Below are 26,696 nucleotides of genomic sequence, written 5' to 3'. Positions count from 1 at the left end.
ATCGACTTGTGCGGGCGGTAAAGGCCCCTTTTCTCGACTCTCACCCTGTCTGCAAGGTTCGCGCGTCCGCAGCTTTCGCCCGCGAGACGACGCTACGAATCGAGGTGGGAGACGCATCACTGCTGATGGTTTGACGCGGTGGAGCCCCCGACGCAAGTCGACCGAAAGGAGTAGCAATGAGTATCGCAACGATGGAGCCTGCGCCCGCGTGCGCGCCCATGTCTGATGCAGTCAAAATTGAGTTCGAGATGACGGGTCCGGGTGCGGACACGTACACCATGGACTTCTCGCTGTGTACCTCGACCACGACGTCCTGCTGCGCGGGTGGGAGAAGAAAGAACTGAGCATGCAGTACCGGCTTGCTCCGGGCGTGGGGTGGTGCGATTTCCGGGACGGCTTTGTCGTCGTGCGAGACCGCACCACCTTGCGGTTCCCCACCGAGGGGAAACTGGTGGAGCGTTTCTTCAGCGCCATGTCCGGCGGGGTTTCCCCCGAACATCTGACGCAGGCCGTCCCGGAGGTCGACGCGATCGATCTGGCCGAACGGTTAATCTCCGCGGGCGTACTCACGACGTACCCGGCGCGACGGCGTACCCACACTCCGGGTCTAGCAGCGACGTTCGACTATGCGCTGACCGAGAATCGTGCGCTGCACATCGGTGTCGAGAGCGACGATGAGGCTCTGGCATCCGTGGTGCGTTCGGCGTTGACGGAGGCAGAAGACGTCACGACCACGGCGTCAGAGCTAGCCGATGTCATTTTCCTTGTGTCCTCCGCCCCCGCGGAGCTGTCGAAGATGGCAGTCGCCGCTTGGACAGCGCAGCGGCCGCACCTGCCCTTGAGCGCCCCGAACGGGCGGGCGGCCTTGATCGGCCCACTAGCGCTCCCCCCGGTCACCGCGTGCTACACGTGTCTGCGATTGCGAAATAGCGGCACGGCAGTAAACGCCGACGACTACTGGGCGCTGACGGAAAGCCCGGCGTTTGTGCGGCGCTGGAAGACGGAGGACCTGGCGCTCGCCGCCCGTGTGGGCGTTCGGTTGATCAAACGAGCGTTTGTGAGCCGCGATGACGACGCGGTGGGGCATGCAACATCGCTGAACTTGACCGATCTCACCATGTACACCTCACGAGTTTGGAGCGTGCCCCGGTGCCCAACCTGTTCCGCGATCGAGACCTACTCGACCAGTTATCCCTGGTTGCGCCCCGACAGCTCCGCGACGGACTCATAGGCCCCGATTTCGGGGTCATCAGCCGCGTCATCCCAACCCGAGTGCGACCGGGGAACATACAAGCGGCAGCCGTGATGATGGACATGCCACGCCTGCCCGCATTCACCCTGACTGATGCGCCGGCGCGACCGGCTACCGGGTTTGGCTTCACGGCGGAGCAACTGATTGGATCGGGCACGGGGGAAGTGATCGAGCGATACGCAGCGGCGATCACTCCAGACACGTTCCCCGAGATCCCCGTCGAGCGCCGGACGGGCCTGGCCCAGTGGCTCCCCTTCACCCACGACCAGTACCAAACACCGGGATTTCCCTTCAGCCCACCGCCGGCAACGGGCGAGGTTGCACACGTCTGGGCTGTTGATCCGATCAGCGGGGACCAGGTGGGAGTTCCAGCTGACTTGGTGTACCTGCGTGCCACCGGGGAAAGTCAGTGGTGCACCATTTCCTCCAACGGGCTGGCCGCGCACCGCACGGCGGGAGCCGCAGCTCGGGCCGCGGTGTTCGAACTTATCGAACGAGACAGCTTCCTCCGAGCATGGTACGGAGGCTTCACGCACCCCGTCGTGACGTTGGAGGACGTTCTGAAGAGCGGTGCTCTTGACCCCGAGGCCACTGCGATGGCCAAGCGAGTGCAACTCCGGGGAGTGCGGGTTCGATTTGTGAAGATGCCGGCGGTCGGTGGGCTGTCCGGTGTGCTGGCTTGCGCTCGCTCTGAGACCGTCGGGCTCGCTGTCGGGTGCGCCGCCAAGCCAACCCTCCAGCAGGCTCTGCGGGCAGCTTTCATCGAATGCGTCCACACGCATAATTGGGCCACGACGATCGAACCTGCACGGTTCACTGACGAGATGGTGTCGTTGGAGTCTCACATCGCTCTTCACGCCAACCCGGTCAACAAGCCGCTGAACGCATTCATCGACAGCGGTTCCCGCATCAGCGTCACTGAGTTCTTGGCCGGACCGGAACTCACCCTCGAGGGTGCCTTGTCCCGATGCGCAAGTGCCGGGTGGACCGTGTACTTGGCGGACGTCGCTTCTTCAGATGTCCGAACTGCAGGCTGGCATGTGATCCGCGCGCTCAGCCCGAATGCCGCGACCCTCGACGTCACCGCAATCCACCGGGCGCAGCTGCCGGTGATTGCCAACGCTGTTCCTCATCCGTTTCCGTGAAAGGGGCCCTCGTGAATGATCAGTTCCGACCGCTGCCGGTGCCCGGTCTGGACGACCCGGCGGAAAATTTCCTCGTAGCTTCCAAGATGTCGCCGCTGGTGAGCGGGGCCTATTCCGAGGCGTACGCGTACGAGTTCGCGACCGATCCGGCAGCGTTGGCGCGCTTCGGTACGCCAACGGTATTCGCCTCCGGCCCCTCGGCAATACGCGCACCCGAGGACACTCAGGAAAGCGTTGTGGGTGTGATCGACGCTCTCCGATCCCGCCGATCCCTGCCCATTTTCGATGACGGGCGGCCGGTGGCCAGCCAGGTACTCTATCGGGTGCTTGACGAGGCAGCTGGGATCACAACCGCATACGGGAGAGGAACGCCGTCACCAGGGGCGCTGTATCCGTTGGACTGCTACGTCACCGTTGCAAACGTCGATGATGTTCACGCAGGCTTCTACGGATATGATCCCTATCATCACCGTCTTCTGCCGTTGAACATCACCCGCGACCCGCGGGAATGGCTCATTTCGGTGCTGGCCTACCAGGATCTCGCCGGGACAGCAGCGTTCCATGTGTTCACTGTCGCTAATTTTGATCGTGTTCGCGTGAAGTACGGACAGCGCGCATACCGGTTCGCCCTGATTGAGGCCGGGCACCTCGTGCAGAGCATGCTTCTCATCGCCGAAGCGGAAGGTATCGGCGCGTGCACCGTCGGTGGCTTCTTCGACCGGGATGTGGATACAACATTCGGATTGGATGGCGTCGCTGCCTCCGCCGTGCACAGTGCTGCCTTCGGACACCCGATCGAAATCTCATGAGTACTGCAACCACCGTTCAGTGGAGACGGGTGAGTAAACATTTCGGTGAAGTGGCGGCGTTGGACGATTTTAGCTTGTCCCTCGGCGCGGGTGTTCATTGCATCCTTGGGGCCAATGGAGCGGGAAAGTCGACTGCGTTCGCGCTGTTGACCGGCGCTCGTCGGCCCGACCGCGGCGAGGTGTGGGTTGCCGATCACCGAGTCCGACGCGGTGGTGAAGCCTCCAAGCTGATCGGCTTCGCCCCGCAAGCATTGACTTTCCCTGCCACCTTGACGGTCGAGGAGGTCCTGCGCTTGGTTGCCGCGCACTATCCCGCCCCAGTGCCGGTGCGCGAGGTACTCAATTGGGCCGGGTTAGCAGAACAGGCTAGGTCCTTGTGTGGGGGGCTGTCTGGCGGGCAGACGCGTCGTCTCGGATTGGCGTGCGCGCTCGTGGGGAACGCGCCGGTGGTGGTTCTGGATGAACCTGTTGCCGGTTTGGACGTCCCCGGTCAGCAGCAGCTGCACCAACTGATCAGAGCTCTCGGACAGGAGGGCCGCACCGTGCTGGTCGCCTCTCACGATCTGGGGGAAGTAGAACAGATTGCCAACACCATCCAGCTCATTGCTCATGGGCGGCTCGTGGCGTCCGACGACGTCGCCGGGATCAAGGACCAACTCGATGGAATCACACTCACGTTCACGAGCACGGTCGACCAGGTGCTGCCCATGATCTATCGGTGCGACCCGGGTGCCCGCGTGAGCCTTTCCTGCGGTCGAGTGGAGGCCATCACCGAGCGGCCGGATGCGGTAGCGCGACTGATCCTGAACACCCTTCCCAATCCGGGGCTGCTCATCCGGAAGCCCACCCTGGCGGAGGCGATCGAGTCGCTCCTGGCCGGAGGCGACAATGGCCGCAACGATGTGAAGACGGACGGTCAGCGGTGAGCATCGTCATCGCCTCGGTTCGGGCGAGCGTCCAAGAACTGCTGCGACTACCCTCCTTCCTGCTACCGCTCGCGGTCTTTCCGACGGTTCTCTACCTCTTTCTTGGCCTCCAACAACCTGGTAGCACCGACCTGATTTACCTGGGGTACTGCGCCTTCGCGATCCTCGGGACGATGATGTTCCAGTTCGGTGTCGGCATCGCCGCCACCAGAGACGACCCATGGAATACGTACACCCTCACCCTGCCCGGACGGGCATGGCAGCGCATTGCTGCGCTCCTTACCTCTGGCGCACTCTTCTCCACCGCCTTCTGCATCCCGATCTCCGCCGCAGCGTTCGTCGCAGGCAAGCTCCACCCGCTGTCCGTCCCGACTGTGGCAGCCGTCCTCGGAGCGCTCCTCCTCGGTGCGATCGTTCACGGGCTGTTCGGGCTCGCCCTGGGCTACTGGCTTCCCGCCCGCGGTGCCGCCAGTATCACGAACCTGATCTACTTTCCCTTGTCCTTCATCGGCGGACTGTTCGGACCCGTCACCGACGGTCTGCTCGGTGCTATTCATCCCTGGTCACCCACCGGCGCATGGATGGACCTCATCTACGCCGCTCTCACCAATGCGCCGGCCGGGCAAGCCATCCTGGTCGGTGTGGGATACGCGGCGGTGTTCGCGATCGCTGCGGGAGTGGGGTATCGCCGCGTCGAACGGACCGTGCACCGATGAGAATCCGGGAAGGCCAACCCTGCTGGTGGGAACTTCGCGTCGACGACGTTGTCGCGGCATGTCGCTACTATGCGCAGCACTTCGGTTGGAGCTTCGCACCCGCACCCGATCAGAATTCCTACTGCATCGCCTACGCCGGATACCAGGAAGTCGCGGCCATCGGCCCGAAGATGTTCGGCCTCACTGCGGCCACCGAATGGGCCACCTACTTGCACACTCCCAACCTGGAGGACGCCCTCGACCGCATTCGAGCGGCCGGCGGCAGGACGCTCACCCCACCAGTGCCCATCGGCTGCTCCGGCCGCATCGCCGTCTTTGCCGACCCGTTGGGCGCCACCACGGGCCTCTGGGAGGGCCATGGTGTATCCGGCGTCAATCCCACCGAACTCGGCATCGGTGGGGGGATCGTCGGCAGCCGGTTGTATTCACCTCGACCAAGCGCCAGCGATAATTTCTACTTGAAGGTTTTCGGAACCTCCGTCCGTGCCCAACCATGCTCAGAACCTCGCTCATCGTGGTACCCCATCTTCAATGACTCGCAGGCAACTCGCCGAACCGTCTATGGGCCAGAAAGAGAAACTCTTCGGTTCCTATAAATGCTGAGTTCCGGGCGGGACTTGCGGTGAGTCTTCCCGATCACGTACAGGTCTGATCGGGCGCAACTGTCGCGAATTCACACTCGGTAGCCTTCATTCATGTTAACCAGCTCGGGCCACCGATGATCCGCCTCGCGGACTTCTTGCCCGTGCCCGAGCCGGCCTCCACGAAGCTGAAGTTCAACATGCGTGCCGGCAACGGCGGCGGCGAGGCATGGGACTTCCTCGTCGACGACCACCCCGAATGGCTGAACCTCAGCCGATGGCGCGCCGTCAGCGCGAACAACAACATGAGGGATGCCCGTTACCTGATGGCTTGGGCGCAGTATTACCCGTACGGGCCGAACTACTTCATCTTCGGCGGATTCTTTCGCGTCGCGCCTGTCGTCCCCGCGGTCATCGACGGCTACGGCTACGACCTGGAACTGCAGGAGCTTCACGCTCAATACATCAAGCGTTTGATCATCAAGCTCGACAAACCTCTCGGGCGGCAGGTTTACCTGCGCCGGTACGAGACAGTGCAGGAGCAGCTGGGTCTGCTGCACGGATAGGTGACATCTGATCTGGCTTGCCCCGCAGGACGGGCCTGGAAGGATGCCATCGTGCCCAAGCCTTATCCGAAGGAGTTCCGCGACGACGTGGTGCGTGTCGCCGAGAACCGTGAGCCCGGTGTGACGATCGAGCGAATCGCCGCCGACTTCGGGGTCCACCCGATGACCCTCACGAAGTGGCTCGCCCGCTCCCGCGCCGAGAAGACCGCTGCCGATACCGGTGCTCCGTCGCCAACTAACCGAGACGCCGAGGTCCGCGAACTGCGGGCGCGCAACCGGCTGCTGGAGCAGGAGGTCGAGGTGCTGCGACGGGCGACGGCGTATCTGTCGCAGGCGCATCTGCCGGGAAAAGGCTCTACCCGCTCGTGAAAGAGCTCGCCGGTGACGGGATCCCCGTCACGGTGACGTGCCGGGTCCTCAAGCTCGCCCGCCAGCCCTACTACCGCTGGCTCGCCAACCCCATCACCAACGCGGAGCTGGTGGAGGCATTTCGCGCGAACGCGCTGTTCGACGCGCACCGCGACGACCCCGAGTTCGGACACCGCCTCCTCGCCGATGAGGCCCGCGACGCCGGGGAGGCGATGTCCGACCGGACCGCATGGCGTATTACGTCGGAGAACGGCTGGTGGTCGGCGTTTGGCAAGAAACGCGCCCGCGGGAAAGGCCGCAAGGCCGGCCCTCCTGTTCACGACGACCTCGTCCAACGCGAGTTCATTGCGGACGCGCCGAACCGGCTCTGGCTGACCGACATCACCGAGCATCACACCGGCGAGGGCAAGCTCTACCTCTGCGCGATCAAGGACGTCTTCTCGGGCAAGATCGTCGGCTACTCGATCGACTCCCGGATGAAGTCCCGTCTCGTCGTCAACGCGATCGACAACGCCGCCGCTCTGCGCGGGAACGTCGCCGGTTGCGTCGTACATTCCGACAGGGGCAGTCAATTTCGCTCCCGGAAGGCAATCCGCGCCCTGGCCCGTCACCGCATGGTCGGATCGATGGGCAGAGTGGGAGCTGCGGGCGACAACGCCGCCATGGAGTCGTTCTTCTCGCTCCTGCAGAAGAACGTCCTCAACCGACGCTCCTGGACCACCCGCGAACAGCTGCGCATCGCGATCGTCACCTGGATCGAGCGAACCTACCACCGACGCCGTCGGCAAGACCGTCTCGGCCGTTTGACCCCGGTCGAGTTCGAGACAATGATGACCAAGACCCTGGCCCTCGCGGCCTGACTAACCCCTGTCACCTATCCGTACAGCAGACCCGCTTGCCCGCGAGGTCTACGAGCTCGCGCCAGACACCAAGCTCGGCACGTTCCCGGGCTACCAGAACGTCCGGCTTCGGCATCACGAGCTGCAGAGGATCGTCGCGAACGACGAGCCGTCCTGGAAGGACGCGCCTCTCGAGCGTGAAGGGCGTATACGTGATCACCGACCTCAGCGACGGCCGACTCTGCGTCGGCTCGGCCTCAGGTGAAGCGAACGGTCTCCGGCAGCGGTGGGCGGGCTATGCACAGCTCAGCAACTTGACGGGCGGGAACCGTGAGCTGGAGGGCATCCGCCGTGAGCTGGGCGACGCGCATATCGTCGGGAACTTCCAGTACTCGATACTTGAGATCTTCGATCCGAAGACGAAAGCCGAGGCGATCCTCGCTCGCGAGAGCTTTTGGAAGCAGGCTCTACATTCGCGGCGCCCACACGGCTTGAACGCCAACTGAGCGGTCGTGGGCTCGTCGCCTGTTCGGTGACGCGCAGCTGGCCGTCCTGCGGCCCACGGAAGGCGCAGATCCTGCCGTGGTCAGCGATCGATACTCTGCCGCGCGGCGACCAGGCGGCGCATAGATGCGACGTCCAGTGTGAACGAAGGCCCATCCCCTACTTCGGCGGGCGACACGGTAGCCGAATATTCGGAGCGTTCTTGCACGACCTCGAGCGCCAGGGTTACCGCGGTGGGCTCGCCGTGTGCAAGGACGATGCTCGGGAACTCAACGGGGGCGGCGGCGGTGAAATCGGTCATGCAGATCTGTCTATCGGAGCAGGTGGCCTGCTCGAACATATCCACAGGGTGAATTGTGGTGGTCCGCGTGAGGGTCATCCTGAGTGAAGTAGGACCACCGGGCTCTTTGCCAGCGGGGTGTTCGCGCGTCCTCGCAGCCGAGCCTCGGCAGCTTCGCGAACGCTTCCGCGATGAGAGGCGGCGGCGACGCCTTGACGATCCTGAGTCGCCCGCGGCGGCGATCCCTTCCCGTGCCGCGAGGCTCTCAGCCGCGACGTCGCCAGCGGTGGACGCTAGCCTCGTCGCAACGCTCAACCCTGCTGCACTGGAGAACTGTGACCACGGCAACGATCACCCGCATTCGTAAAGTTCACGACTATCGCGTCTTCCAGCGATGGACCGACGACCGGCGGGCAATTGACTTCGCCAGAGTCAATCTGCTCTATGGCACCAACGGCAGCGGGAAGAGCACTCTGGCTAGTCTTCTGAGGTCCTGCGCAGCGTCAGATCCCGCTGCCGCGCAAGCGAGGATCGAACTCGCAGCGTCCATCGACGGCGTCGAGAGCATTGTGACCCACGCCACCGAGGGGTTCTGGAGCCGCGTGCAGGTTTTCAACGCGGAGTATGTGCGTGAGAACCTGCGTTTCGATGACAATCAGGGCCCTCGCTCCGACAGCCTTCTCACCCTGGGCAAGGCGAACGTCGACGCTGAGCTCGAGCTGGCTGAAGCGCAGAACCGCAAAGCCGAGATCGAGCTCGCGGCCGCGGCCGCACGTTCTGCCGCGAAGGCCGCCGACGCAGAGGTCGAACGACGCATGACGAGAGTCGCGGGACACGTCTACGAGGACCTGCGATACTCCCCCGTCGCGACCTACCGCGGCACGAACACCTACACCCGCAGAAACGTACGCAAACTGCTAGTCGGCGACCGGACGCTGTTCGATTCAGCATCGGTCGACATCGCTGCCGACAGAGGTCTAGCCACATCAAGCGCACCCCGCCCGTACACAGGGTTGTTCCGAGGGGAACTGCGGGGCTTCGACGAGATCATCCGAGACTCCGAGGCGCTTCTGAGAGCCGATGTCACGTCGAAACCCCTCGAGCAGCTCGCCGAAAATACCGCCGGAGCCGAATGGGTTCAGCGCGGCCTGCAGCTCCACGAGCACGAGACTGCGTGCCTGTTCTGCGGCAGCGAGATCTCTTCTGAGCGTCGAGCTGCCCTCGCAGCTCACTTCGACAGGTCGGTAACCGACCTGCAAGCCCGTATCGACGACCAAGTCGTGATCCTGAGGAACTCTTCGCAGAGCGCATCCAGACTCGCCGACAGCGTGCCTGGTGATGGAGACCTCTACCCCGACCTGGCAGGGGCGCTGCGAACGGCGCGCAGCGAGGTTCAAGACCAGGTCGACCGCTACCAGCGTGTTCTCTCCGAGCTTGAGCGTCTTCTCAGCGAGAAGCGATCGAACCCTTTCGCTATTCCTGAACATGAGCTCACGACAGCAGCGACGCCGACACTTCGTGCTGTCGCCGAGGTGATCGCCACGCACGAGACACGCCGTCTCGCGCACGAAAAAGAAGCCTCCGCGGCCGCTCGCAGGGTCGAGTTGGCGAGAGTGAAGGCCTTCGCCGAGGAGTATGACCTCCTCGCGGAGTCAGCTCACGAACTCGATGAGAAAGCAACGTCCCTGGAGGATGAGCTTCGCGAGCTCAGCCAGCGAATCATCACGCTTAGCAGCCTTGATGCCGACCCGGTCCCCCAAGCAACCGAGTTGACCGGAAGTGTCGCGCGTCTACTCGGACGATCGGAGCTTGCCTTCGCCCCGAGCGACGACGGTAAGCAATACCGGATAGAACGGTCCGGCATGCCCGCTACTCATCTGAGCGAGGGAGAGCGCACCGCCATCGCGCTCCTGCACTTCCTCGCGAGCATCCGCGAAGGCGTTCTGGCGGGCGAGGCACCCATCGTGGTCATCGACGACCCGGTGTCTAGCATGGACGAGGGAATCCTCTTCGGGCTGTCGTCCTTTCTCTGGTCGTCCCTGGTGGAGAACAGCTACGCCAGCCAGGTCTTTCTACTGACCCACAATTTCGAGCTGTTCCGGCAGTGGGTCGTTCAGCTTGAAGGCGCAGGTCGACACGTCCTCGGCGGATACTCCATCCACGAGATTCGTATGAAACACCGCCGCGTGGGCGCCAGCGCTCCTCGCCGCACTCCCGAGCTTGACCCCTGGACTTCCGATACCCGACAGTCCAGCAAACTTCGATCGCTCTACCACTTCCTCTTCGCACGCGTGGCGACGTCGGTCATCGAAGCGAAGCCCGATCTCAGCTTGGCGGAGCGGATGGACCTCCTCGCCCTCGCCCCAAACGCAGCCCGGAAAATGCTGGAGGCGTTCTTGAGTTTCCGATTCCCGCAGCACATCGGCAGGTTCCATCAGGGTATGAAAGCCGCGATCGAAGAGGTCAACGACCCGGCGATCCGAACGCACGTCGAACGCTACCTGCACGCCTACTCGCACAACGAAGAGGGAAACGTGTCAGCGATGATCGACCCAAGCGAGGCGACGGTCGTGCTGCGGTCGCTCTTCTTGCTCATTCGTGCCAACGATCCGAAGCATCTGTCCGCGATGTGCGAAGCGCTCGGTATAGAAGAGTCGGAGTTGTTCGCACTCCCGTCTTAATCGACTTTTGGAAGCGTGGTCACCCGGATACCGGGTGAAAGAGTTAGATCGAGGCCCCCTGACTCGACCGTCCAAGTGACAGTCGATCGCTTCGTCGATGAGTAGCTGCCGACGTTGACAGCGTCGTTGGAACTCGATGTCAACGTTGCGTCCAAGTCGTCCGAGTGGAGTCGCAATGTTGCGCAGGAGGACGGGCTGCTTCCTCGTGCATTCCGTCCTGCGAGTCGGGCATGAAGCCGATCATGCCTGACTCGGGATCATGCTGGGCGAGCGCGGCTCAATCGAGAACGTGCCCCGGCGTACGTTTCGCCCGGGCGCTGTCTGGCGCGAATACGATCCGATACATGACGTCGCGCAGTGCACTGAGCTGGCTCCCTGCTCACCAGAGCCAGGTTCTCTATGGCGTCGCACACATCGACGGGATCGTCGACGCACTCGGTCTCGCCCTCGAGAAGTACCTCCAGACCGAGCCGCTCCAGATTGAGCGCCGTTTCACGAAGACGGAAGAACTGGCGGTCCTTGTCGGTGTCACCCCGCCCCCGCCAGCGTCGAACCGTTTCTTCGCCGATGCGCTCAACGCTGCCCGGAACTGCCTCGAACACGCACTGTACGCCGAAGTCGTCCATCGGTTGGGGCGTCCGCTGACGACGCAGGAAGCACGGGCGCTGGAGGTGCCGGCAGTCGAAACGCCGGAAACGTTCGATGCGTGGGCGCGCGCAAAACACCGCGGCTCCCTCGGGCTCCTACAGGTTGGTGAGGAACTGCGCGATCGCGTGCATAGGCTGCAGCCGTTTCATCGCACGGACCCCCAGGCACACCCGCTGCAGCGGCTGGTCGCGCACACGAACCACGCCAAACATCGGGAGCCCGCCGTGGCTCTCACCCGAGTTGGCCGGGTGGACAAGGACTCCGACCTGTTTCGGAAACCGGTCGAGCACAGAGACGTTGTGAGCGTGGGCGATGTGCTTGCGTCAGTACCCAGGGGCGCCCGAGAGCTTTACTCCATCTGGCCGGACGTCGTCGTGCAGCGCCCGCACACGGGCGAGTGGATCACACTGATGAAGGAGGTCGGCGAGATCGTTGATTGGGTGCGAAAGATCGCGCTCCCCATACTGACGATGGGACGTTGGGACCTCCCTCACATTCCGCCCCATCTCGACATCACCCGCACCCACGAATCCCTCGATGCGGCGTGGAAGACGGCCGGGCTCGTGCCGGCGGCGAAGCGCATGCAGAACCGCGTCGCTGCCCAACAGCTGCGTCAGGGCATGCTCGAGCTGCTTGTAGACGCGTACGGTGAGCCGTCCCGTGAGAGGTTCGCGCGGTGGATTGACGGGCTCGATGATGATGCAGCGATGGCGCGGTTCCAGCCGGCACTTGAACGATCCGGCCGGAGCGACGGGCGAACCCTTGCGCTCGATCTCGCGAGTTGGGCTCATGAGGCCGGAGTCGACGACGGCTGAGGTTCATATCGGCCTCTGAGGAGGCCCGTCCACACATCCCTCCTGGACTGCCCACTGCCGCAGTTCCTCCTCGTAGGCCTCTCGCGCGGCCAGTTCGGCGTCGTCGAGGTGGTCACGGATGATCGAGCGGCTCGCCCGCCACGCCTCGTACCCCATCCCCTCAATCAGGAACTGGTCCTGAGCCCGCAGATGATCACGCCAATCGTCCTCCGTCAGATCAGGCATGGCGTCGATCTGTTCCCTCATTGCGACGGCGGCGGGATCGTCGTCGCTCTGCAACTGCAGACGGTCCCGCATATCCGGATCCAGATAGTCACGGAATCGGTCCCGTACCGCTGGCTCGACGAACCCGCCTGCAGGTGGGTTCAGCCCGAATTTCTCGCTCAGCGGCGTGACCTGCAGGCCGATCGGATACTTCATCAGATGAAGAGCGGTCACCCCGCGCACGACCCGTTCCGCCATCTCGACCCAGCGCTCGAACGCGGTCGCTGAAAACGACGGGAAGTTCGTCGTTGGGTTCAACCCGCGGATAGAGCCTGCTCTCCCCCGTGTGTGCACGAACGCCCCCAGCTCGAAGCTCAGGTGTTGAAGGTCGTCGAGGAATCTTGGGTCATGCTCGAGGTAGCGGGCGACGCCTGGGATTCGCGCGAGTCCTTTCCGGACCTCCCGCTCGTGGGGCGTCTGTTCGCTTCCACGGAGCCAGTTCTGAATCGCCCGGTGCGCATCGTCGTCTGTGTCCCAGTAGATGTAGAGCAGACCGAGCTCCAACACGCTGCGCAACGCGACCATCGCTTGCTTATACAAGCCGAACCTCGCTGCGCTGCCCGACGAGGCCAGCTCGTACTCTGACTCAATCAGCGCCAGCAAATGACCCGAACCGAAGTTCTCCGGCGTGATTGGGGCGAGATCGAGCAGGAAGTGATGCACCCACCAGGTGCTCGACATCCGCTCGGCAAGGGCAGGATGCTCTTCGAGATACGCATCCGTTCGTGTGCGGACGGCATCGACGTGCTCGTCCCTGTGGTGAGCGTACTGGTGCAGCATGCGCCGAATCTAGACCGCCGAGCCCACTTGAAACACCCGTTCGACCGTGTAGCCACGGGATTGCCACTTCGCGGTCGGCCATCCTCTGCCGCATAGGTACAGACTCAGTTCATGTAGATATGTCGGGTCGGTTCCGGTTATGTGATCGGCCCAGGTCGCCCGCCGGCGCCTTTCCGCACCGTGTCAAACGCATACCACTGACCCAGTCGGAACTGCGCCGGCAATGGCTGAACGAGCGGATGCGGGAGGTGCATGGCACTTCCCGGGGCACCTTCGGTGTGCCAGGCAAGCCGCCCCATCACCCGGGCGGCTTCGCCCGCCAGAGGGTCAGCCGCGCCTCGTCGTCCATGCTGACCGCGAGATCGCCGTCGGTGTCGGTGCGGCCCACGACGACGCCGAGGGCGGACAGCGTCGACAGCAGCGAGGCGGTCGGGTGGCCGTAGCGGTTCTGAGCCCCGACGCCGATGAGCCCCACGGCCGGGTGCAGGCGGCGATACAGGTCCGGATCCTGGTCGGCGCTGCCGTGATGCGACACCTTCACGACGTCGACGCGCGGCACGTCGACGCGTCGCATGAGGGCGGCCTGCGCGTCGGCGCCGAGGTCGCCGAGCAGTACCGTGCGGGGGAAGTCGGGCCCAACCACATCGAGAGCGACGCTCGCGTCGTTTCCGGGTGCGTCGCGCGGTGCGGGACCGAGCGCCTGCCAGCGGGTGTCGCCCACGGTCCCCGTCATCCCGGTCGAGGCCTGCTGCAACCGGGCACCCGCCGCCGCGAAGTCGTCGAGGAGGCGCTGGTCGTCGGGCGCATCCACCGGGCCGTGCACGACGAGCGCCGCGCGTCCGAGGACCGCGCGCGAGCCGCCGACGTGGTCGAGGTCGAAGTGCGTCAGCACGACGAGGTCGAGGCGGGCGACGCCGAACGTCTGCAGGCATTGCGCAAGCAAATCGGGCTCGGGCCCGGCGTCGACGAGCGCGACAGCATCGCCCGAGCGCCAGAGCGTGGCATCCCCCTGTCCGACGTCGCACATGGCGACGTCCCACGTGGTCGGGACGGTGAGCGGACCCGCGACCGTCCGGATCGCCACCTGCCCGGCTACGAGGCCCACGACGACGGTGACGACGATGCTCGCCAGCGCGGTCACGCACGGGATGCGCCGCGGACGAACGATCGCCACCACGATCGCGGTGCTGACCACGGCCAGCAATGCCGCGCCGACGGCTCCGTCGGGCCACGGCAGGTTCTGCGCGCCGATCGTGCTCGTCGTGTGGGCGACCGCGGCGATCCAGGATGCCGGGACCCAGGCGAGTGCCGTGAGGCCGTCCCGCAGCCACGGCACCGGAGAGACACAAGCGAGAACACCCGCGACGGTCGCGGGCGCGGCGGCGGGGTCGGCCACGAGGTTGGCGGCGATGCCGAGCAGCGGCACGTGCGGGTCTATGAGGACGATGAGCGGGCCGCAGACGAGCTGGGCGGCCGTCGGCACCGCCAGGGGGAGCGCGAGGGCGCGCGGCATCCATCTCTCCATCCCCCGGGCGAGGGGGCGGGCCAGGATCAGGAGGGCGGCCGTCGCGGCGGCGGACAGGGCGAATCCGAGCGACGTCGACAGCCACGGATCGGCGATGAGCAGGACGGTGATCGCCGCCGAGAGCACGGCCACGCCCGCGGCCGGGCGTCCCAAAACGACAGCCAGCAGAGCGATCGCCGCCATCGCCGCCGCCCGGACGACGCTCGGCTCAGGAGTGACGAGCCCCACGAAGCCGACCAGCACCGTCAAGGCACCGGCGACGCGCAGCCATCGGGGCGCACCCGCGAGCGCGAGGGCCGCGAACGCCGCGCCGACGACGAGGGCGCAGTTCGCCCCCGACACGGCGGTCAGGTGCGAGAGCGAGGAGGCGTTCATGGCGGTCTCGGTGGCGGCATCGAGGCTCGAGGTGTCGCCGACGGCGAGCCCGGGCACGAGACCGGCCCCGGGCTGCGGGAGTCCGCGCGTCGAGGCCACCAGGCCGTCGCGGAGGCTTTCGAACCACCCCCACACCCCGCCGGGTGCCGGAGCGCTCAGCACCTCCGTGGCCCGCAGCACGAGCACGGCCCTCTCCCCCGCCCGCGCCGGGATGGCGCGCCCGACGAGTCGGACCTCGCTTCCCTGCCCGGATGCCGCGAGCGCGGCTCGACCGTCGCCGTCAACGCCGATCCGGCTCGGGATCTCGCCGCTCAGGCTCACGGATCCGGCGGCCACCCTCGTGGCGGTCGCGTCGAACCAGGCGCCGCCGTTCGCCGTGCCGGAGATGTGACCGACCACCACGGCGGTGAGCTCGAGCTGGCGACCCCCGCCGACCTGGAGCGCGTCGATCTGCGCGCGGACGGGCGCGAGGGCCGCGACGCTCCCGCCTGCCGCGGCCGCACACGCGAGCGCGACCGCGGCGACGGCGAGCGCGGGACGCCGCACCCAGCTGAGGGCCACGACGCACGCACCGGAGGCAACCGCCAGGACCGCCCACAGGACGACCAGGTCGGGGCACATCGTCGCGGCCGCCGCGGACGCCCAGGTCACCGCCGCGACCGAGGCAGGACGCGCAAGGCGTCGCGGCATGCTCATACCCGCACCAGATCGCGGAGCCCGTCGAGCATCTTCTCTCCGATGCCGGGCACCGAGCCGAGATCATCGACGCTGGTGAACCGTCCGTTCTCTTCTCGCCAGGCGATGATGCGGTCGGCGATCGCCGGTCCCACGCGCGGGAGCGTGTCGAGCTGCTCGCGGGTGGCCGTGTTGAGATCGATGAGTCCACCGGCGACCGACCCGCCGCCGGGTGCCGCACTCTCGGTCACCGCTCCGTGCACCGGCACGACGATCTGCTCGCCGTCGGCGACGGGGCGCGCGAGGTTGACGCCGGCCCGCTCGGCGTCGTCGGTAAAGCCGCCTGCGCAGGCGATGGCATCCGCGACCCGGTCCCCCGCCGCGAGCCGATACAGGCCCGGGGAGCGCACGGCGCCGGTGACGTGCACGTACAGCCCCGCCTCCGCGGGGGCGGACACCGCGGTCGTCGGCGACGATGCGACGGACACGGTCTGCGAGCCGGAGACGCCCCGCAGCATCCCGATGCCGATCGTCACCGCGAACGCGAGCAGCACCAGCACGATGACCGCGCCGACGCCGAACCGGCGCCGGGCCGGAAGCGCCGGGGGCGGTTCGTCGAGGGTGTCGGTCACGCGGCCACCCTAGGAAGGTGCGGTGGAGCCGCGCGGCACACCGGACGCGATCGGGGGAGAAAACGGTGGACCTGCAGCCTGGGGAGGACAATCACCTCATGAACGAGAACGCTTGGCGCGCCGTCCTGGCGGCCCTTGCCGACGATCGGGCCCGGGAGGTCTACGCGCGCATCGTCCTGGGGCAACCGGTAGAAGACACCCTGGACGCGGTGCCCGCGCGAAAGGCGCAGCGGATCGTCGACACGTTGATCAGCGCGGGACTGGTGATGCGAACACCGCAGGGCTACGACGCCGTCGCCGACGTGTTCACCCGCGCGATGGCCACCGCGGGTAGTCCAGCACGCGCCGAGGGGGTGCACCGCTTCCTCAAGGACGGACGCCTGGTCTCATATCCGTCGCGCGCCGACGACCGTCACGCGCTTCTCGTCCATCTCGCATCGCGCGTCCTCGACGCGGGCGAGACCATCGCCGAGAAGGAGATCAACCAGCGGCTGTCAGAGGTGACCGACGACACCGCCCGCATACGCCGCGCCCTCGTCGACGAGGGTCTCATCACGCGCACGCCGTCCGGCTCGCAATACTCGCTCGCCGCGCGGTGACCCCGAGAACGCCGGATGCCACGCCCCACCCGCTCCGCAGAACGTCAGGGACGTGGCATCCGAGGGTCGTTCACTTCGTCGAGAAGCTGACCACCTTCGGCGGACGCACGACGGCCCGCACGATCTCGCGGTCGCCCAGCGCCCGGCGCACCTTCTCGTCGGCGCGCGCGAGCTTCTCGAGCTCGTCGGCGCCGATCTTGGCCGAGACCTCGAGGGTGCCGCGCACCTTGCCGTCGATCTGCACGACGGCCACCACGTTGTCTTCCACGAGCAGCGTCGGGTCGGCCTGACGCCAGGTCACAAGGCCCACGAAGCCGTCGTAGCCGAGGGTCTGCCACATCTCCTCCGCGGTGTGCGGGGCGAACAGGTCGAGGGTCATCGCGATGACCTCGGCCGCCTCGCGGACGGCGGGGTCGCTCGTGCCGGCCGAGCCGTCGATCGCCTTGCGGGTGGCGTTGACCAGCTCCATGAGGCGGGCGACGACGACGTTGAATTTCGTCTGCTCGATGAGGTTCGGCGCCTCGGCCAGCAGGCGGTGCGTCACGCGGCGAAGGGACTGGTCGCCCTCGGCCCACACGACGTCCTTCTCGCTGTCGACGTCGTGCGCGATGCGCAGGGCGCGGGCGAGGAACTTCGCCGCACCCGTGGTCGAGACGTCGTTCCAGTCCTTGTCGTCCTCCACGGGACCGGCGAACGCCAGCGCGACGCGGAGGGCGTCGGCGCCGTGGGCGTCGAGCTCCTCCTGGAAGAGCACGAGGTTGCCCTTGCTCTTCGACATCTTCGCGCCGTCGAGGATGACCATGCCCTGGTTGATGAGGCTCGAGAACGGCTCGGTGAACTCCACGAGGCCCATGTCGAACAGCGCCTTGGTGATGAAGCGCGCGTACAGCAGGTGCAGGATCGCGTGCTCGACGCCGCCGATGTAGAAGTCGACGGGACCCCACTTCGCCGCCTCGCGGCCCGAGAATGCCTCGGTCTCGCTGTTCGGCGACAGGAACCGCAGGTAGTACCAGGAGCTGTCGACGAAGGTGTCCATCGTGTCGGGGTCGCGCAGCAGCGTCTGACCCGTCTCGGGGTCGGTCACCTGCACCCACTCGGTCGCAGCCCCCAGCGGCGAGGTGCCCTTGGGCTTGAGGTCGAGGCCCTCGACCGAGGGCAGCACGACCGGCAGCTGATCGGCCGGAACGGGCGTGATCGAGCCGTCCTCGCCGTGCAGCATCGGAATCGGCGTGCCCCAGTAGCGCTGACGCGAGATGAGCCAGTCGCGCAGGCGGTAGGTCTTGGCGGCGCGGCCGACGCCCTTGGCCTCGAGCTCCTCGATCACGCGCGAGATGGCGTGGCGCTTGGACAGCCCGTCGAGCGAGCCGGAGTTGATCATGCGGCCGTCACCGGTCAGGGCGACGCCGGTCTTCACCGGGTCGGTCTCCTCGGCATCCCCCAGCGGATCGATCGGCACGCCGTTCTCGTCGAGCTCGATCACCGGGATGGCGCCGGTCACCGGCGCGTGCGTGTCGACGACGACCTTGACGGGAAGGTCGAACGCGCGGGCGAAGTCGAGGTCGCGCTGGTCGTGGGCGGGCACGGCCATGACGGCGCCGTGACCGTAGTCGGCCAGCACGTAGTCGGCGGCCCAGATCGGCAGCTTCTCGCCGTTGATCGGGTTGATCGCGTAGTGGCCGAGGAACACGCCCGTCTTGGGACGGTCGGTCGCCTGGCGTTCGATGTCGGTCGCGCGCTGCACCTGCGCGAGGTACGCCTCGAACGTCTCGCGCACGCCCTGATCCGCGGATGCCGCGAGCTCGGCCGCGAGGTCGGACTCAGGCGCCACGACGAAGAACGTCGCACCGTGCAGCGTGTCGGGGCGCGTCGAGAACACCGTGATCTTATCGTCGCGGCCCTCGATCTCGAACTCGATGTCGGCGCCGACGGAGCGGCCGATCCAGTTGCGCTGCATCTGGATGACCTTGCTCGGCCAGAAGCCCTCGAGCTGGTTGAGGTCGTCGAGCAGGCGGTCGGCGTAGTCGGTGATGCGCAGGAACCACTGCGTCAGCTTCTTCTTGACCACGACGGCGCCGCTGCGCTCGGACGTACCGTCGGGCAGCACCTGCTCGTTGGCGAGCACGGTCTGGTCGACCGGGTCCCAGTTGACGAGCGCGTCCTTGCGGTACGCCAGGCCCTTCTCGTACAGCTTCTGGAACAGCCACTGGTTCCAGCGGTAGTACTCGGGGTCGCTGGTGTGCAGCACCCGGCTCCAGTCGAACGAGACGCCGTAGTCCTTCAGGCTCTCCTTCTGCTGCGCGATGTTCGCGTAGGTCCACTCGACGGGGTCGGCGCCGCGCTTGATGGCGGCGTTCTCGGCCGGCAGGCCGAACGAGTCCCACCCGATGGGGTTCAGGACGTTGTAGCCGCGGTGGCGCCAGAAGCGCGCCACGATGTCGCTGTAAAGGTAGTTCTCGGCGTGGCCCATGTGCAGGTCGCCCGAGGGGTACGGGAACATCGCGAGCACGTACTTGCGCGGGCGCTTGTCGTCGTCGCCGCCGGCGCGGAACGGATCCTTGTCCGCCCACGCGCTCTGCCACTTGGCCTGGATCGCGTGAGCGTCGAAAGCGCCCTCGCCGGGCACAGGTGTGGTGTTCTCAGACACGGGTGAAGCCAATCATGAGGTCGGGAGGCCCGAGGGCCAACGTCCAGGTTATCGGACCCGACCCTCTACCACCCCGGCGGCACCTCGGCGCCGAGGGCGGCGAGCGGTGCGCGCGCCTTGATTCCCACCTCGGCGACTTCGGATGCCGCGACCGAACGCCACGTGATCCCCCCACCGGCGCCGACCCAGGCGGCATCCTGCTCCACGACGATGCTGCGGATGACCATCGCGAGGTCGGCGGCGCCGTCGTCGCCGATCCAGCCGAACGTTCCGGAGTAAATGCCGCGGTCGGCACCCTCGAGCCGGGCGAGGATCTGCATTGCGGATTCCTTGGGCGCACCCGTCATGCTGCCGGCCGGGAAGGTCGCCGCCAGCAGCGCGCCGAGGGTGGTGCGTGGCAGCAGCCTGCCCGACACCTCGCTGACGAGCTGATGCACGTGTGGATAGGTCTCGACCTCGAGCAGGCGGTCGACGCCGACGCTCGACGGCGCGCAGACCCGCGACAGGTCGTTGCGCATCAGGTCGACGATCATGACGTTCTCGGCGCGCTCCTTGGCATCCGTCCGCAGCTCCTCGGCGAGGGCGGCGTCGCGCGCGGGGTCGGCGGAGCGCGGACGCGTGCCCTTGATGGGGTGCGTGTGGACGCTCCCGTCCCGCACCTCGAGGAACCGCTCGGGCGAGGCGCTCACGAGCGTCGTCGCGCCGAGGCGGATCAGCCCGGCATGGTGGGATCCCGAAGAGCGGCGCAGGCGGCGGAAGACGTCGACGGCGCGCACGTTCCCGGAAACGGTGAAACGCGTGGTGAGGCACAGCTGATACGCGTCGCCCTCGCGGATGCGCTCGCGACAGGCTTCGACCAGCTGCGCATAGCGTGCCGGCGGCACACGACCGGATGCCGTGCCCCGGTGCTGCGCCGGTGGGACCGCGGGGGCGGCGGGGGCGGCCACCGCTCGTGTGGCCAGCGTGGGGTCGCCGTGGACCCAGACGCGACGGGCGGCGTGATCGAAGGCCAGAAAATCGCGCACCCGCAGCCACGCGGGCTCCCCCTCGTAGCTGCGCCAGCCGACCCATCCTCCCCGGAATGCTCCCGCCGGTTCCCGAGAGCCGCCACTCCCGGCGGCGTGCTGGTCCATGGGCGCGGACGAGGTGTCGGGCTCGCCCGTTCCCATCCAGCTCCATCCCTCGCGCGCGTCGACGCCCGCGTCGAGCCAGAACGCGTGGGGAGCGTCGGCGAACAGGTGCACGAAGACCGCTTCGGGGTCGACCCACGCGGGCAACGCGAACGGGGTGGCGGAGTGCGGCACGCTCCCAGGCTAGGCGTGGCCGACGCCTTTAGGCTGACGGAGGTGAACGAGATCCTCACGTGGCTGCTCGACGTCGTCCAGAACGTCGACCCGGTGCTGCGCACGATCCTCGCGGGGGTCGCGGTGATGCTCGAGACGAGCGTGCTGGTCGGTCTCGTCGTTCCGGGCGACACGATGGTCATCGTGGCCGGTACCGCCGTGGCCTCCCCGCTCGAAGGCATCGTGCTCGCCGCCGCCATCGTCGTCGGGGCACTGATCGGCGAGAGTCTCGGCTTCTGGCTCGGCCGGTTCTTCGGTCCGCGCATCCGCGCCTCGCGCCTCGGCCAGAAGCTCGGTGACCGCAACTGGGAACGCGCAGAGCGCTATCTGCGGCGGCGCGGGGGAATCGCGATCTTCCTCTCGCGTTTCCTGCCGGTGCTGCACTCGTTGGTGCCGCTCACGGTCGGCATGAGCGAGTACCCCTATCGGCGTTTCCTGGCGTGGACGACGCCCGCGTGCGTGATCTGGGCCGGTCTCTACGTGTCGGTGGCGGCCTCCGCCGCGGGTACCTATCGCGAGCTCGCCGACCGACTGCATTACGCCGGGTACGTCTTCGTCGCGGTCCTCGTGGCCTTCCTCGTGCTCGTCTTCGTGGGCAAGAAGGTGATCGAACGTGCCGAGAGACGTCACCTGGCCGACGAGGTCCAGCCCCCCGAAACGGCGGACGGCGACGTGAAAGACTGAGCGCGATGTCTCGCTCTCCTCGTGCCAAAGTGCTCTGGTTCGCCCGACTGGAGCGCCGCTTCCATCGGTGGCGTGAGCGGCGAGCCCGTGCGCGCGGGCTTCGTCCCGCCGTGACCGGCTTCCCGGGGTACGGCACGCAGGACTGGGTCCGCGTCCTCGGCCGGGTCCTGATCGCTCCGCCCCTCAAGCGCACGTCTACGGGTGAATTCGCGAGCCTGCGCGGGTGGCGAAGCTTCGCGGCGGTGCCCGTCGGCTCAGCGCGGGTGAACGTCGTGATCGACGGTGTCACGCACGAGGTGTCCGCGGATCGCGGCGGAGTGATCGACGCGACCCTCCCGGCGTCGTTGCCGCCGGGATGGCAGACCGTCACGATGTCGGTCGAGGGCAGCGAGCCCACCGAGACGCGCGTGTTCATCGTCGGCTCGGACGTGCACTTCGGCGTCGTCAGCGACATCGACGACACCGTGATGGTCACGGCTCTCCCCCGCCCGCTGCTGGCGGCCTGGAACTCCTTCGTCGTCGACGAGCACGCGCGCCAGCCCGTGCCCGGTATGGCCGTCATGCTCGAGCGGCTGTCGCGGGAGCACCCGGGCACGCCGGTCATCTACCTCTCGACCGGCGCGTGGAACGTCGCCCCGACCCTCACTCGGTTCATGCGCCGGCACCTGTTTCCCGCGGGGTCGTTTCTGCTCACCGACTGGGGCCCCACGCACGACCGGTGGTTCCGCAGCGGTCGCGATCACAAGGAGCAGAATCTCCGCCGCATCGCTCGTGAATTCCCGCACGTGAAGTGGCTGCTGGTCGGAGACGACGGCCAGCACGACGATGCGATCTACACGGGTTTCGCCATCGAGCATCCGCAGAGCGTGGCCGCGGTCGCGATCCGCCGTCTGCTCCCCGCCGAAGCCGTGCTGGCCGGTGGCCGCACCGTCGTCGACGACCACTCGGCGGCGGAGGTGCCGTGGGTCACCGCGTCGGACGGCGCGGGCCTGCTCGAGCGCCTGCAGGACGTCGGCGTCATCTCGCGCGACGGCTAGGGCGTGTCTGACAATGTCTTGGTCCAGGTGATGGTGGCGTGGATGAGGACGGCGGCGCGGAACATGACCGCCAACTTGTCGTAGCGGGTGGCGAGGCCTCGCCATTGCTTGGTGTGGCAGAACCGCCGCTCGATGACGTTGCGGTTGCGGTAGTCGTCGGCGTCGAGCCCGACGGGCCTGCCTCCGCGTGATCCACGGCGTTTGCGGTGTCCTTGCTGGTCGCGCGGTTCCGGGATCACGGCCTTGATTCCCCGGCCGCGCAGGTGCGCTCGGATCGCGCGGGACGAGTAGGCCTTGTCGCCTCGGACGGCATCCGGACGTGTGCGGGGCCGTCCGACCGGTCGAGCCACGCGCAGCTGTTCCAGCATCGGGATCAGCATCGGCGAATCACCAGCCTGCCCAGGCGTGATCACGGTGACGAGCGGGAGCCCGTTGCCGTCGACGAGCTGATGGATCTTCGTCGACAAGCCACCCCGGGAGCGGCCGATGCCGTGATCAGGCGGCTCGACGGCCGGATTCGTGTAATTCGATCCAGCCCCCTATGGGGCGGGTCGTGTTCGTCGCGTGCTGATGCGCCCTGGCAATCGTGGAATCCACCGACACCGACCAGTCCACCAATCCTTCGGCGTCGGCCTGCGCGATCAGTGTGGACACGATCACATCCCACGTCCCGTCAGCGGCGAGGCGGTGATGCCAGGTCCACACCGTCTGCCATGGCCCGAACACCTCCGGCAGATCACGCCACGCGATACCGCACCGATACCGGTAGATGATGCCCTCCAGCATCGACCTCGCATCCGAGAACCTCCGCCCCGGACGCCCCGTCGGCTTCGGCAACATCGACTCAATCAACGACCACTGAGCATCAGAGAGCAACTGGAACCGCGACACGACCCCACCCTCTCAGCCCAACCCACCAATCTTTGTCAGACACGCCCTAGGTGTATGAGGCCAGGACGTTGTTGACGCGTGATGGCGACCCGGATGCGGGTGGTTGTCCGTCGTACGCGCCATGCGGCCGCCGGTCGTTGTCGTGCTGGTTCCAGAACTCGAGGGCGCTCGCGTGCTCGGTCTCTGCGTTCCCGGTGCGGGCGTACAGAAATCGGCCGGCTCTGGCAGCGTTCGATCAATCGGCGGCGTCCTTCGGGCGAGAGGGGCGCGTTGGCGTGCAGACGTGAAGTCATGACGATCAGATCAGTTCCTGCACCGGTCCTTCGTGGACTGCCCGGTATATGGCGTTGCGTAGTGCGTTGGCCTGGTCCGAGGTGAGGGTGCGGTCGATGGGGCGGAGCACGATCCGCAGCAGGAGATTGACCTGACCGCTCTGTGTGCCGAGCCGGACGCGCGCTGCCTCGGGCGGATCCTCGTGCGTCGTGCGACCGAGACGTCGACGGACTCGATGACGTCGGCGTCGTCGCCGAGGGCGGTGGGGATACGGTCGCCGAGGGTCTCCTCATCCTCCTCTGCGCTCAGGACCACCGAGATGTCGCGCCGTGCCATCGGCAGCAGCGAGACGTGCTGCCATGGCTCCAATGTCAGCATCTGCGTGGCGATGGGTGGGTCTTCTACCCGAAGGCAGCGGATGTCGGGGATGCCTTTTCGAAGCATCAGGGCCCGCTCCAGCCCCATGCCGAGGGCGAGCCCCGACCACTGATCGGGGTCGAGCCCTGAACCGCGCAGCACTGCGGGATGGATCCGCCCGCACTCGGCGAGCTCGAGCCATTCGCCCTCGTGCAGGACGTCGATCTGCCGGCCGCCCACGGTGTAGGGGTGCGTGACGTCGGTCGTCTTCCACTGCGCTCCCGGAAGTACAGCGTCGACCAAGCGGCCGATCATCCCGAGCATCTCCTCGTCGCCCGTGTTCGGTGTACTGCGGATGCGCCAGAGATCCACCTGGTGCGGCTCGCCCACGTGGCTGCGATCGACGGCGTCACGCCGGTACACGTGACCCGGGGCCACGATCAGTTCATCGACCTCGCTACATCCCGCGTAGGCCTCGAGAGCAGCAGGTGGCGTGCGCGCCCTGAGCGGGGTCCGTGAGGTCGCGCAGGTGTAGCGCGCGGCAGAGCTGGGCAGAAGTCAGATAGTCGGTGTGCGACGTGAGGAGGTCTCCGAACCGGTTGCAGGTTGGCTGAGGAGAGAACTCCCCCCGGCCGTACCTGCGGAGACTTCTTGCGCTACGAGCGCGCGTCGACGGCCCCGCGGCCATAAACAGGCCGGGGGCTCCGAAATCGCTGCTGCCAAAGCACGACTCAGGCTACCTGTGCAACGGACCGCCCACGAGGAGCGCGAACAACCTCCAGACCGACAACAGCTCGTTCTCGGATGCCACGACCCGATGTCGGAGGTGGCGCGTACGGTGGAGGCATGTGCGGTCGATTCGTCGTGGCCAATGTGGCATCCGAGCTCGTGGGGGTGCTGCGCGTCGACGTCGCGGCCGATGAGCTACCGGCACCGTCGTACAACATCGCACCAACCTCACGGGTGGCGATCGTGCTCGATTCGGTGAAGACCGAGCCACCCGTGCGCCGACTCGAGGCCGCCCGCTGGGGCCTCGTTCCCGGGTGGGCGAAAGACGTCAAGGTCGGCGCGCGCGCTTTCAACGCGCGCTCCGAAGAGGTCGAAGACAAACCGATGTTCCGCAACGCCCTCATCAAGCGGCGCGCGGTCATCCCGGCATCCGGCTACTACGAGTGGAAGACGACCGAGGCGGGCAAGACTCCGCACTACATCCACCCCACCGACGGCTCGCCGCTGTTCTTCGCCGGCCTGTACGAGTGGTGGAAAGACCCCGCGCACGCTGACGACGATCCCGCCCGGTGGGTGCTGAGTTGCACGATCCTCACGCGCGATGCGATCGGTCGACTCGGCTCGATCCACGACCGTATGCCGCTGTTCATGGACCCCGACTTCGCCGACGCCTGGCTCGATCCGACCACCGAGAACGTCGGCGATGTGCTCGACGCCGCGATCGACGCCGCCCCCGATGTCGCCGACACACTCGACGATCACGTGGTGTCGCCGGCTGTGGGCAACGTGCGCAACGACTCGTCCGCCCTGATCGAGCCGGTCGAATGAGCGTCCTGCTCGACGCTGCGACGCTCGACAGAACCGAGTGGACCGCCCTCGCCGATCAGCACGCCGCGCGGGCCGATGCTCTCACCGCCGACCACCGGGAGCGAGCGCGTCGCGCCGAGAAGCACCCGGTCGAGGATTTTCTCTTCAGCTATTACTCCTACAAGCCGGCCGTGCTGCGACGGTGGCATCCGGGCACGGGCGTCGCGCTCGCCGACGCCGACGAACGAGCCGGATGGCGCTGGTACCGGCACGCCGGTAACGGGATAATCGTGGATGCCGATGCCTTCCGTGCCGAGCGCGGATCGCTGTACCGCGGAATCGTCAACCTGCTGCGGGCGACGCAGGACAGGCCGGCACAGTTCGGCTGCTTCGGCCTGCACGAATGGGCGATGGTCTACCGGGCCGACGAGGTGCGGCACGCGGTTCCGCTACGCCTTGGACGGGCGGGCACCGATGCCGTGGTCGACGCCCACGACCTGAAGTGCACGCACTTCGACGCGTTCCGGTTCTTCACGCCAGACGCTGTCCCGCGCAATCGCGAGTCACTCTCGCGCGACGCACAGGTCGACCACGAGCAGCCCGGATGCCTGCACGCCGGGATGGACGTGTACAAGTGGGCCGTGAAGCTCGGCCCGCTCGTCCCGGGTCCGCTACTGCTCGACGCGTTCGTCCTGGCCCGTGACATCCGCACGCTCGACATGGAGGCTTCTCCGTACGATCTCAGCGCTTGGGGTTACCGGCCGGTGGCTGTCGAGACGCCCGCGGGCAAGGCCGAGTACGTCTCCCGTCAGCGCGCGCTGAGCGAACGCGGACAGGCCCTGCGGCGCGCTGTTCTCGCCGCCGTGACACCCTCCGACGACACGCCCGGCGGCGCCGATTTCTTGCGCCCGACTTCTGTGTTGTAAACTCATGGAGTTGCCTCGAACGGG

General features: G+C 66.7%; 24 protein-coding genes. 16 read left to right on the top strand and 8 right to left on the bottom strand.

Features of this window, described 5'->3' with window-relative positions; genetic code table 11:
- Window positions 1-292 precede the first annotated feature (292 nt).
- The 9 genes from QE412_RS03280 (at window position 293) to QE412_RS03240 (ending at window position 7,709) form a co-directional block, all read left to right on the top strand.
- Window positions 293-1,231: a TOMM precursor leader peptide-binding protein gene (locus QE412_RS03280; RefSeq protein WP_307480103.1), complete on the top strand. Its 939-nt coding sequence runs from the start codon at window positions 293-295 to the stop codon at window positions 1,229-1,231.
- An 83-nt stretch (window positions 1,232-1,314) separates the two neighbouring features.
- Entirely contained in the window at window positions 1,315-2,397 is a 1,083-nt protein-coding gene (locus QE412_RS03275; RefSeq protein WP_307480100.1) for a YcaO-like family protein, read from the top strand.
- Window positions 2,398-2,408: 11 nt separating this feature from the next.
- Window positions 2,409-3,206, top strand: coding sequence for a SagB family peptide dehydrogenase (locus QE412_RS03270; RefSeq protein WP_307480097.1), 798 nt, complete (start codon window positions 2,409-2,411; stop codon window positions 3,204-3,206).
- A complete protein-coding gene (locus QE412_RS03265) occupies window positions 3,203-4,132 on the top strand; it encodes an ABC transporter ATP-binding protein (protein ID WP_307480094.1) in 930 nt (309 codons plus the stop codon). The genes QE412_RS03270 and QE412_RS03265 overlap by 4 nt, the downstream gene beginning before the upstream one ends.
- Entirely contained in the window at window positions 4,129-4,848 is a 720-nt protein-coding gene (locus QE412_RS03260; RefSeq protein ID WP_307480091.1) for an ABC transporter permease, read from the top strand. The genes QE412_RS03265 and QE412_RS03260 overlap by 4 nt, the downstream gene beginning before the upstream one ends.
- A complete protein-coding gene (locus tag QE412_RS03255) occupies window positions 4,845-5,444 on the top strand; it encodes a VOC family protein (RefSeq protein WP_307480088.1) in 600 nt (199 codons plus the stop codon). The genes QE412_RS03260 and QE412_RS03255 overlap by 4 nt, the downstream gene beginning before the upstream one ends.
- Before the next feature lie 122 nt (window positions 5,445-5,566).
- Complete coding sequence (locus QE412_RS03250) at window positions 5,567-5,995, top strand: hypothetical protein (RefSeq protein ID WP_307480085.1); 429 nt, start codon at window positions 5,567-5,569, stop codon at window positions 5,993-5,995.
- A gap of 51 nt (window positions 5,996-6,046) precedes the next feature.
- Window positions 6,047-7,224, top strand: a protein-coding gene (locus tag QE412_RS03245) for an IS3 family transposase (RefSeq protein WP_307480082.1) whose coding sequence is annotated in 2 segments (ribosomal slippage) — window positions 6,047-6,340 and window positions 6,343-7,224 — 1,176 coding nt in all. Because the reading frame shifts where the segments join, the coding sequence is not laid out codon by codon here.
- A gap of 191 nt (window positions 7,225-7,415) precedes the next feature.
- Window positions 7,416-7,709 carry a hypothetical protein gene (locus QE412_RS03240; protein ID WP_307480079.1) on the top strand — a complete coding sequence of 98 codons (294 nt, stop codon included), beginning with the start codon at window positions 7,416-7,418 and terminating at the stop codon, window positions 7,707-7,709.
- Window positions 7,710-7,789: 80 nt separating this feature from the next.
- Here the strand turns inward: QE412_RS03240 and QE412_RS03235 are convergent, their stop codons facing one another.
- Window positions 7,790-8,008 (bottom strand): hypothetical protein, encoded by a 219-nt coding sequence (locus QE412_RS03235; protein ID WP_307480075.1) that lies wholly within the window; start codon window positions 8,006-8,008, stop codon window positions 7,790-7,792.
- Between the two features lie 314 nt (window positions 8,009-8,322).
- Between QE412_RS03235 and QE412_RS03230 the strand changes: the two genes are divergently transcribed.
- Window positions 8,323-10,668, top strand: a complete 2,346-nt coding sequence (locus tag QE412_RS03230) for an AAA family ATPase (protein ID WP_307480073.1) — start codon at window positions 8,323-8,325, stop codon at window positions 10,666-10,668.
- Window positions 10,669-11,012: 344 nt separating this feature from the next.
- Window positions 11,013-12,131 (top strand): hypothetical protein, encoded by a 1,119-nt coding sequence (locus tag QE412_RS03225; RefSeq protein WP_307480071.1) that lies wholly within the window; start codon window positions 11,013-11,015, stop codon window positions 12,129-12,131.
- Window positions 12,132-12,134: 3 nt separating this feature from the next.
- Here the strand turns inward: QE412_RS03225 and QE412_RS03220 are convergent, their stop codons facing one another.
- The 3 genes from QE412_RS03220 to QE412_RS03210 all read right to left on the bottom strand — a co-directional run bounded on the left by QE412_RS03220 (window position 12,135) and on the right by QE412_RS03210 (window position 16,382).
- Window positions 12,135-13,175 carry a hypothetical protein gene (locus tag QE412_RS03220; protein WP_307480069.1) on the bottom strand — a complete coding sequence of 347 codons (1,041 nt, stop codon included), beginning with the start codon at window positions 13,173-13,175 and terminating at the stop codon, window positions 12,135-12,137.
- A gap of 298 nt (window positions 13,176-13,473) precedes the next feature.
- Window positions 13,474-15,765 carry a ComEC/Rec2 family competence protein gene (locus tag QE412_RS03215; protein WP_307480066.1) on the bottom strand — a complete coding sequence of 764 codons (2,292 nt, stop codon included), beginning with the start codon at window positions 15,763-15,765 and terminating at the stop codon, window positions 13,474-13,476.
- A 2-nt stretch (window positions 15,766-15,767) separates the two neighbouring features.
- Window positions 15,768-16,382: a ComEA family DNA-binding protein gene (locus QE412_RS03210; RefSeq protein ID WP_307480063.1), complete on the bottom strand. Its 615-nt coding sequence runs from the start codon at window positions 16,380-16,382 to the stop codon at window positions 15,768-15,770.
- A 98-nt stretch (window positions 16,383-16,480) separates the two neighbouring features.
- On the opposite strand from QE412_RS03210, the gene QE412_RS03205 reads away from it, so the two are divergent.
- Window positions 16,481-16,981, top strand: coding sequence for a DUF2087 domain-containing protein (locus QE412_RS03205; protein ID WP_307480060.1), 501 nt, complete (start codon window positions 16,481-16,483; stop codon window positions 16,979-16,981).
- A gap of 70 nt (window positions 16,982-17,051) precedes the next feature.
- On the opposite strand, the gene leuS is transcribed toward QE412_RS03205, so the two are convergent.
- Together leuS and QE412_RS03195 are read right to left on the bottom strand one after the other, a co-directional pair.
- Complete coding sequence (gene leuS / locus QE412_RS03200) at window positions 17,052-19,625, bottom strand: leucine--tRNA ligase (protein ID WP_307480057.1); 2,574 nt, start codon at window positions 19,623-19,625, stop codon at window positions 17,052-17,054.
- 65 nt (window positions 19,626-19,690) lie between these two features.
- Complete coding sequence (locus QE412_RS03195; RefSeq protein WP_307480055.1) at window positions 19,691-20,929, bottom strand: anthranilate synthase component I family protein; 1,239 nt, start codon at window positions 20,927-20,929, stop codon at window positions 19,691-19,693.
- A gap of 42 nt (window positions 20,930-20,971) precedes the next feature.
- Between QE412_RS03195 and QE412_RS03190 the strand changes: the two genes are divergently transcribed.
- Together QE412_RS03190 and QE412_RS03185 are read left to right on the top strand one after the other, a co-directional pair.
- Window positions 20,972-21,652, top strand: coding sequence for a DedA family protein (locus QE412_RS03190; RefSeq protein ID WP_307480053.1), 681 nt, complete (start codon window positions 20,972-20,974; stop codon window positions 21,650-21,652).
- Window positions 21,653-21,657: 5 nt separating this feature from the next.
- The gene (locus tag QE412_RS03185) at window positions 21,658-22,689 is read left to right on the top strand and encodes an App1 family protein (RefSeq protein ID WP_307480050.1); all 1,032 of its coding nucleotides are present in this window, start codon (window positions 21,658-21,660) and stop codon (window positions 22,687-22,689) included.
- Here the strand turns inward: QE412_RS03185 and QE412_RS03180 are convergent.
- Window positions 22,686-23,580 (bottom strand): IS5 family transposase gene (locus QE412_RS03180; protein ID WP_307480048.1). Its coding sequence is split into 2 segments (ribosomal slippage): window positions 22,686-23,228 and window positions 23,230-23,580, totalling 894 coding nucleotides; the frame shifts between segments, so codons are not numbered across the junction. The two genes, QE412_RS03185 and QE412_RS03180, sit on opposite strands and share 4 nt — an antisense overlap.
- A 303-nt stretch (window positions 23,581-23,883) precedes the next feature.
- Window positions 23,884-24,765, bottom strand: a complete 882-nt coding sequence (srmL, locus tag QE412_RS03175) for a PheS-related mystery ligase SrmL (RefSeq protein ID WP_307487001.1) — start codon at window positions 24,763-24,765, stop codon at window positions 23,884-23,886.
- Window positions 24,766-25,056: 291 nt separating this feature from the next.
- Here srmL and QE412_RS03170 point away from each other — a divergent pair, with 291 nt between their 5' ends.
- Together QE412_RS03170 and QE412_RS03165 are read left to right on the top strand one after the other, a co-directional pair.
- Window positions 25,057-25,767 (top strand): SOS response-associated peptidase, encoded by a 711-nt coding sequence (locus QE412_RS03170; protein WP_307480046.1) that lies wholly within the window; start codon window positions 25,057-25,059, stop codon window positions 25,765-25,767.
- Window positions 25,764-26,672 carry a 3-methyladenine DNA glycosylase gene (locus tag QE412_RS03165; protein ID WP_307480042.1) on the top strand — a complete coding sequence of 303 codons (909 nt, stop codon included), beginning with the start codon at window positions 25,764-25,766 and terminating at the stop codon, window positions 26,670-26,672. Before QE412_RS03170 ends, QE412_RS03165 begins: the two co-directional genes overlap by 4 nt.
- Window positions 26,673-26,696: the final 24 nt, after the last annotated feature.

Source organism: Microbacterium trichothecenolyticum (assembly GCF_030818955.1).
Classification (GTDB): Bacteria; Actinomycetota; Actinomycetes; order Actinomycetales; family Microbacteriaceae; genus Microbacterium; species Microbacterium trichothecenolyticum_B.
The sequence above is the reverse complement of the archived record's forward strand: the minus strand, read 5'-3'. Positions and strand labels throughout refer to the sequence as shown.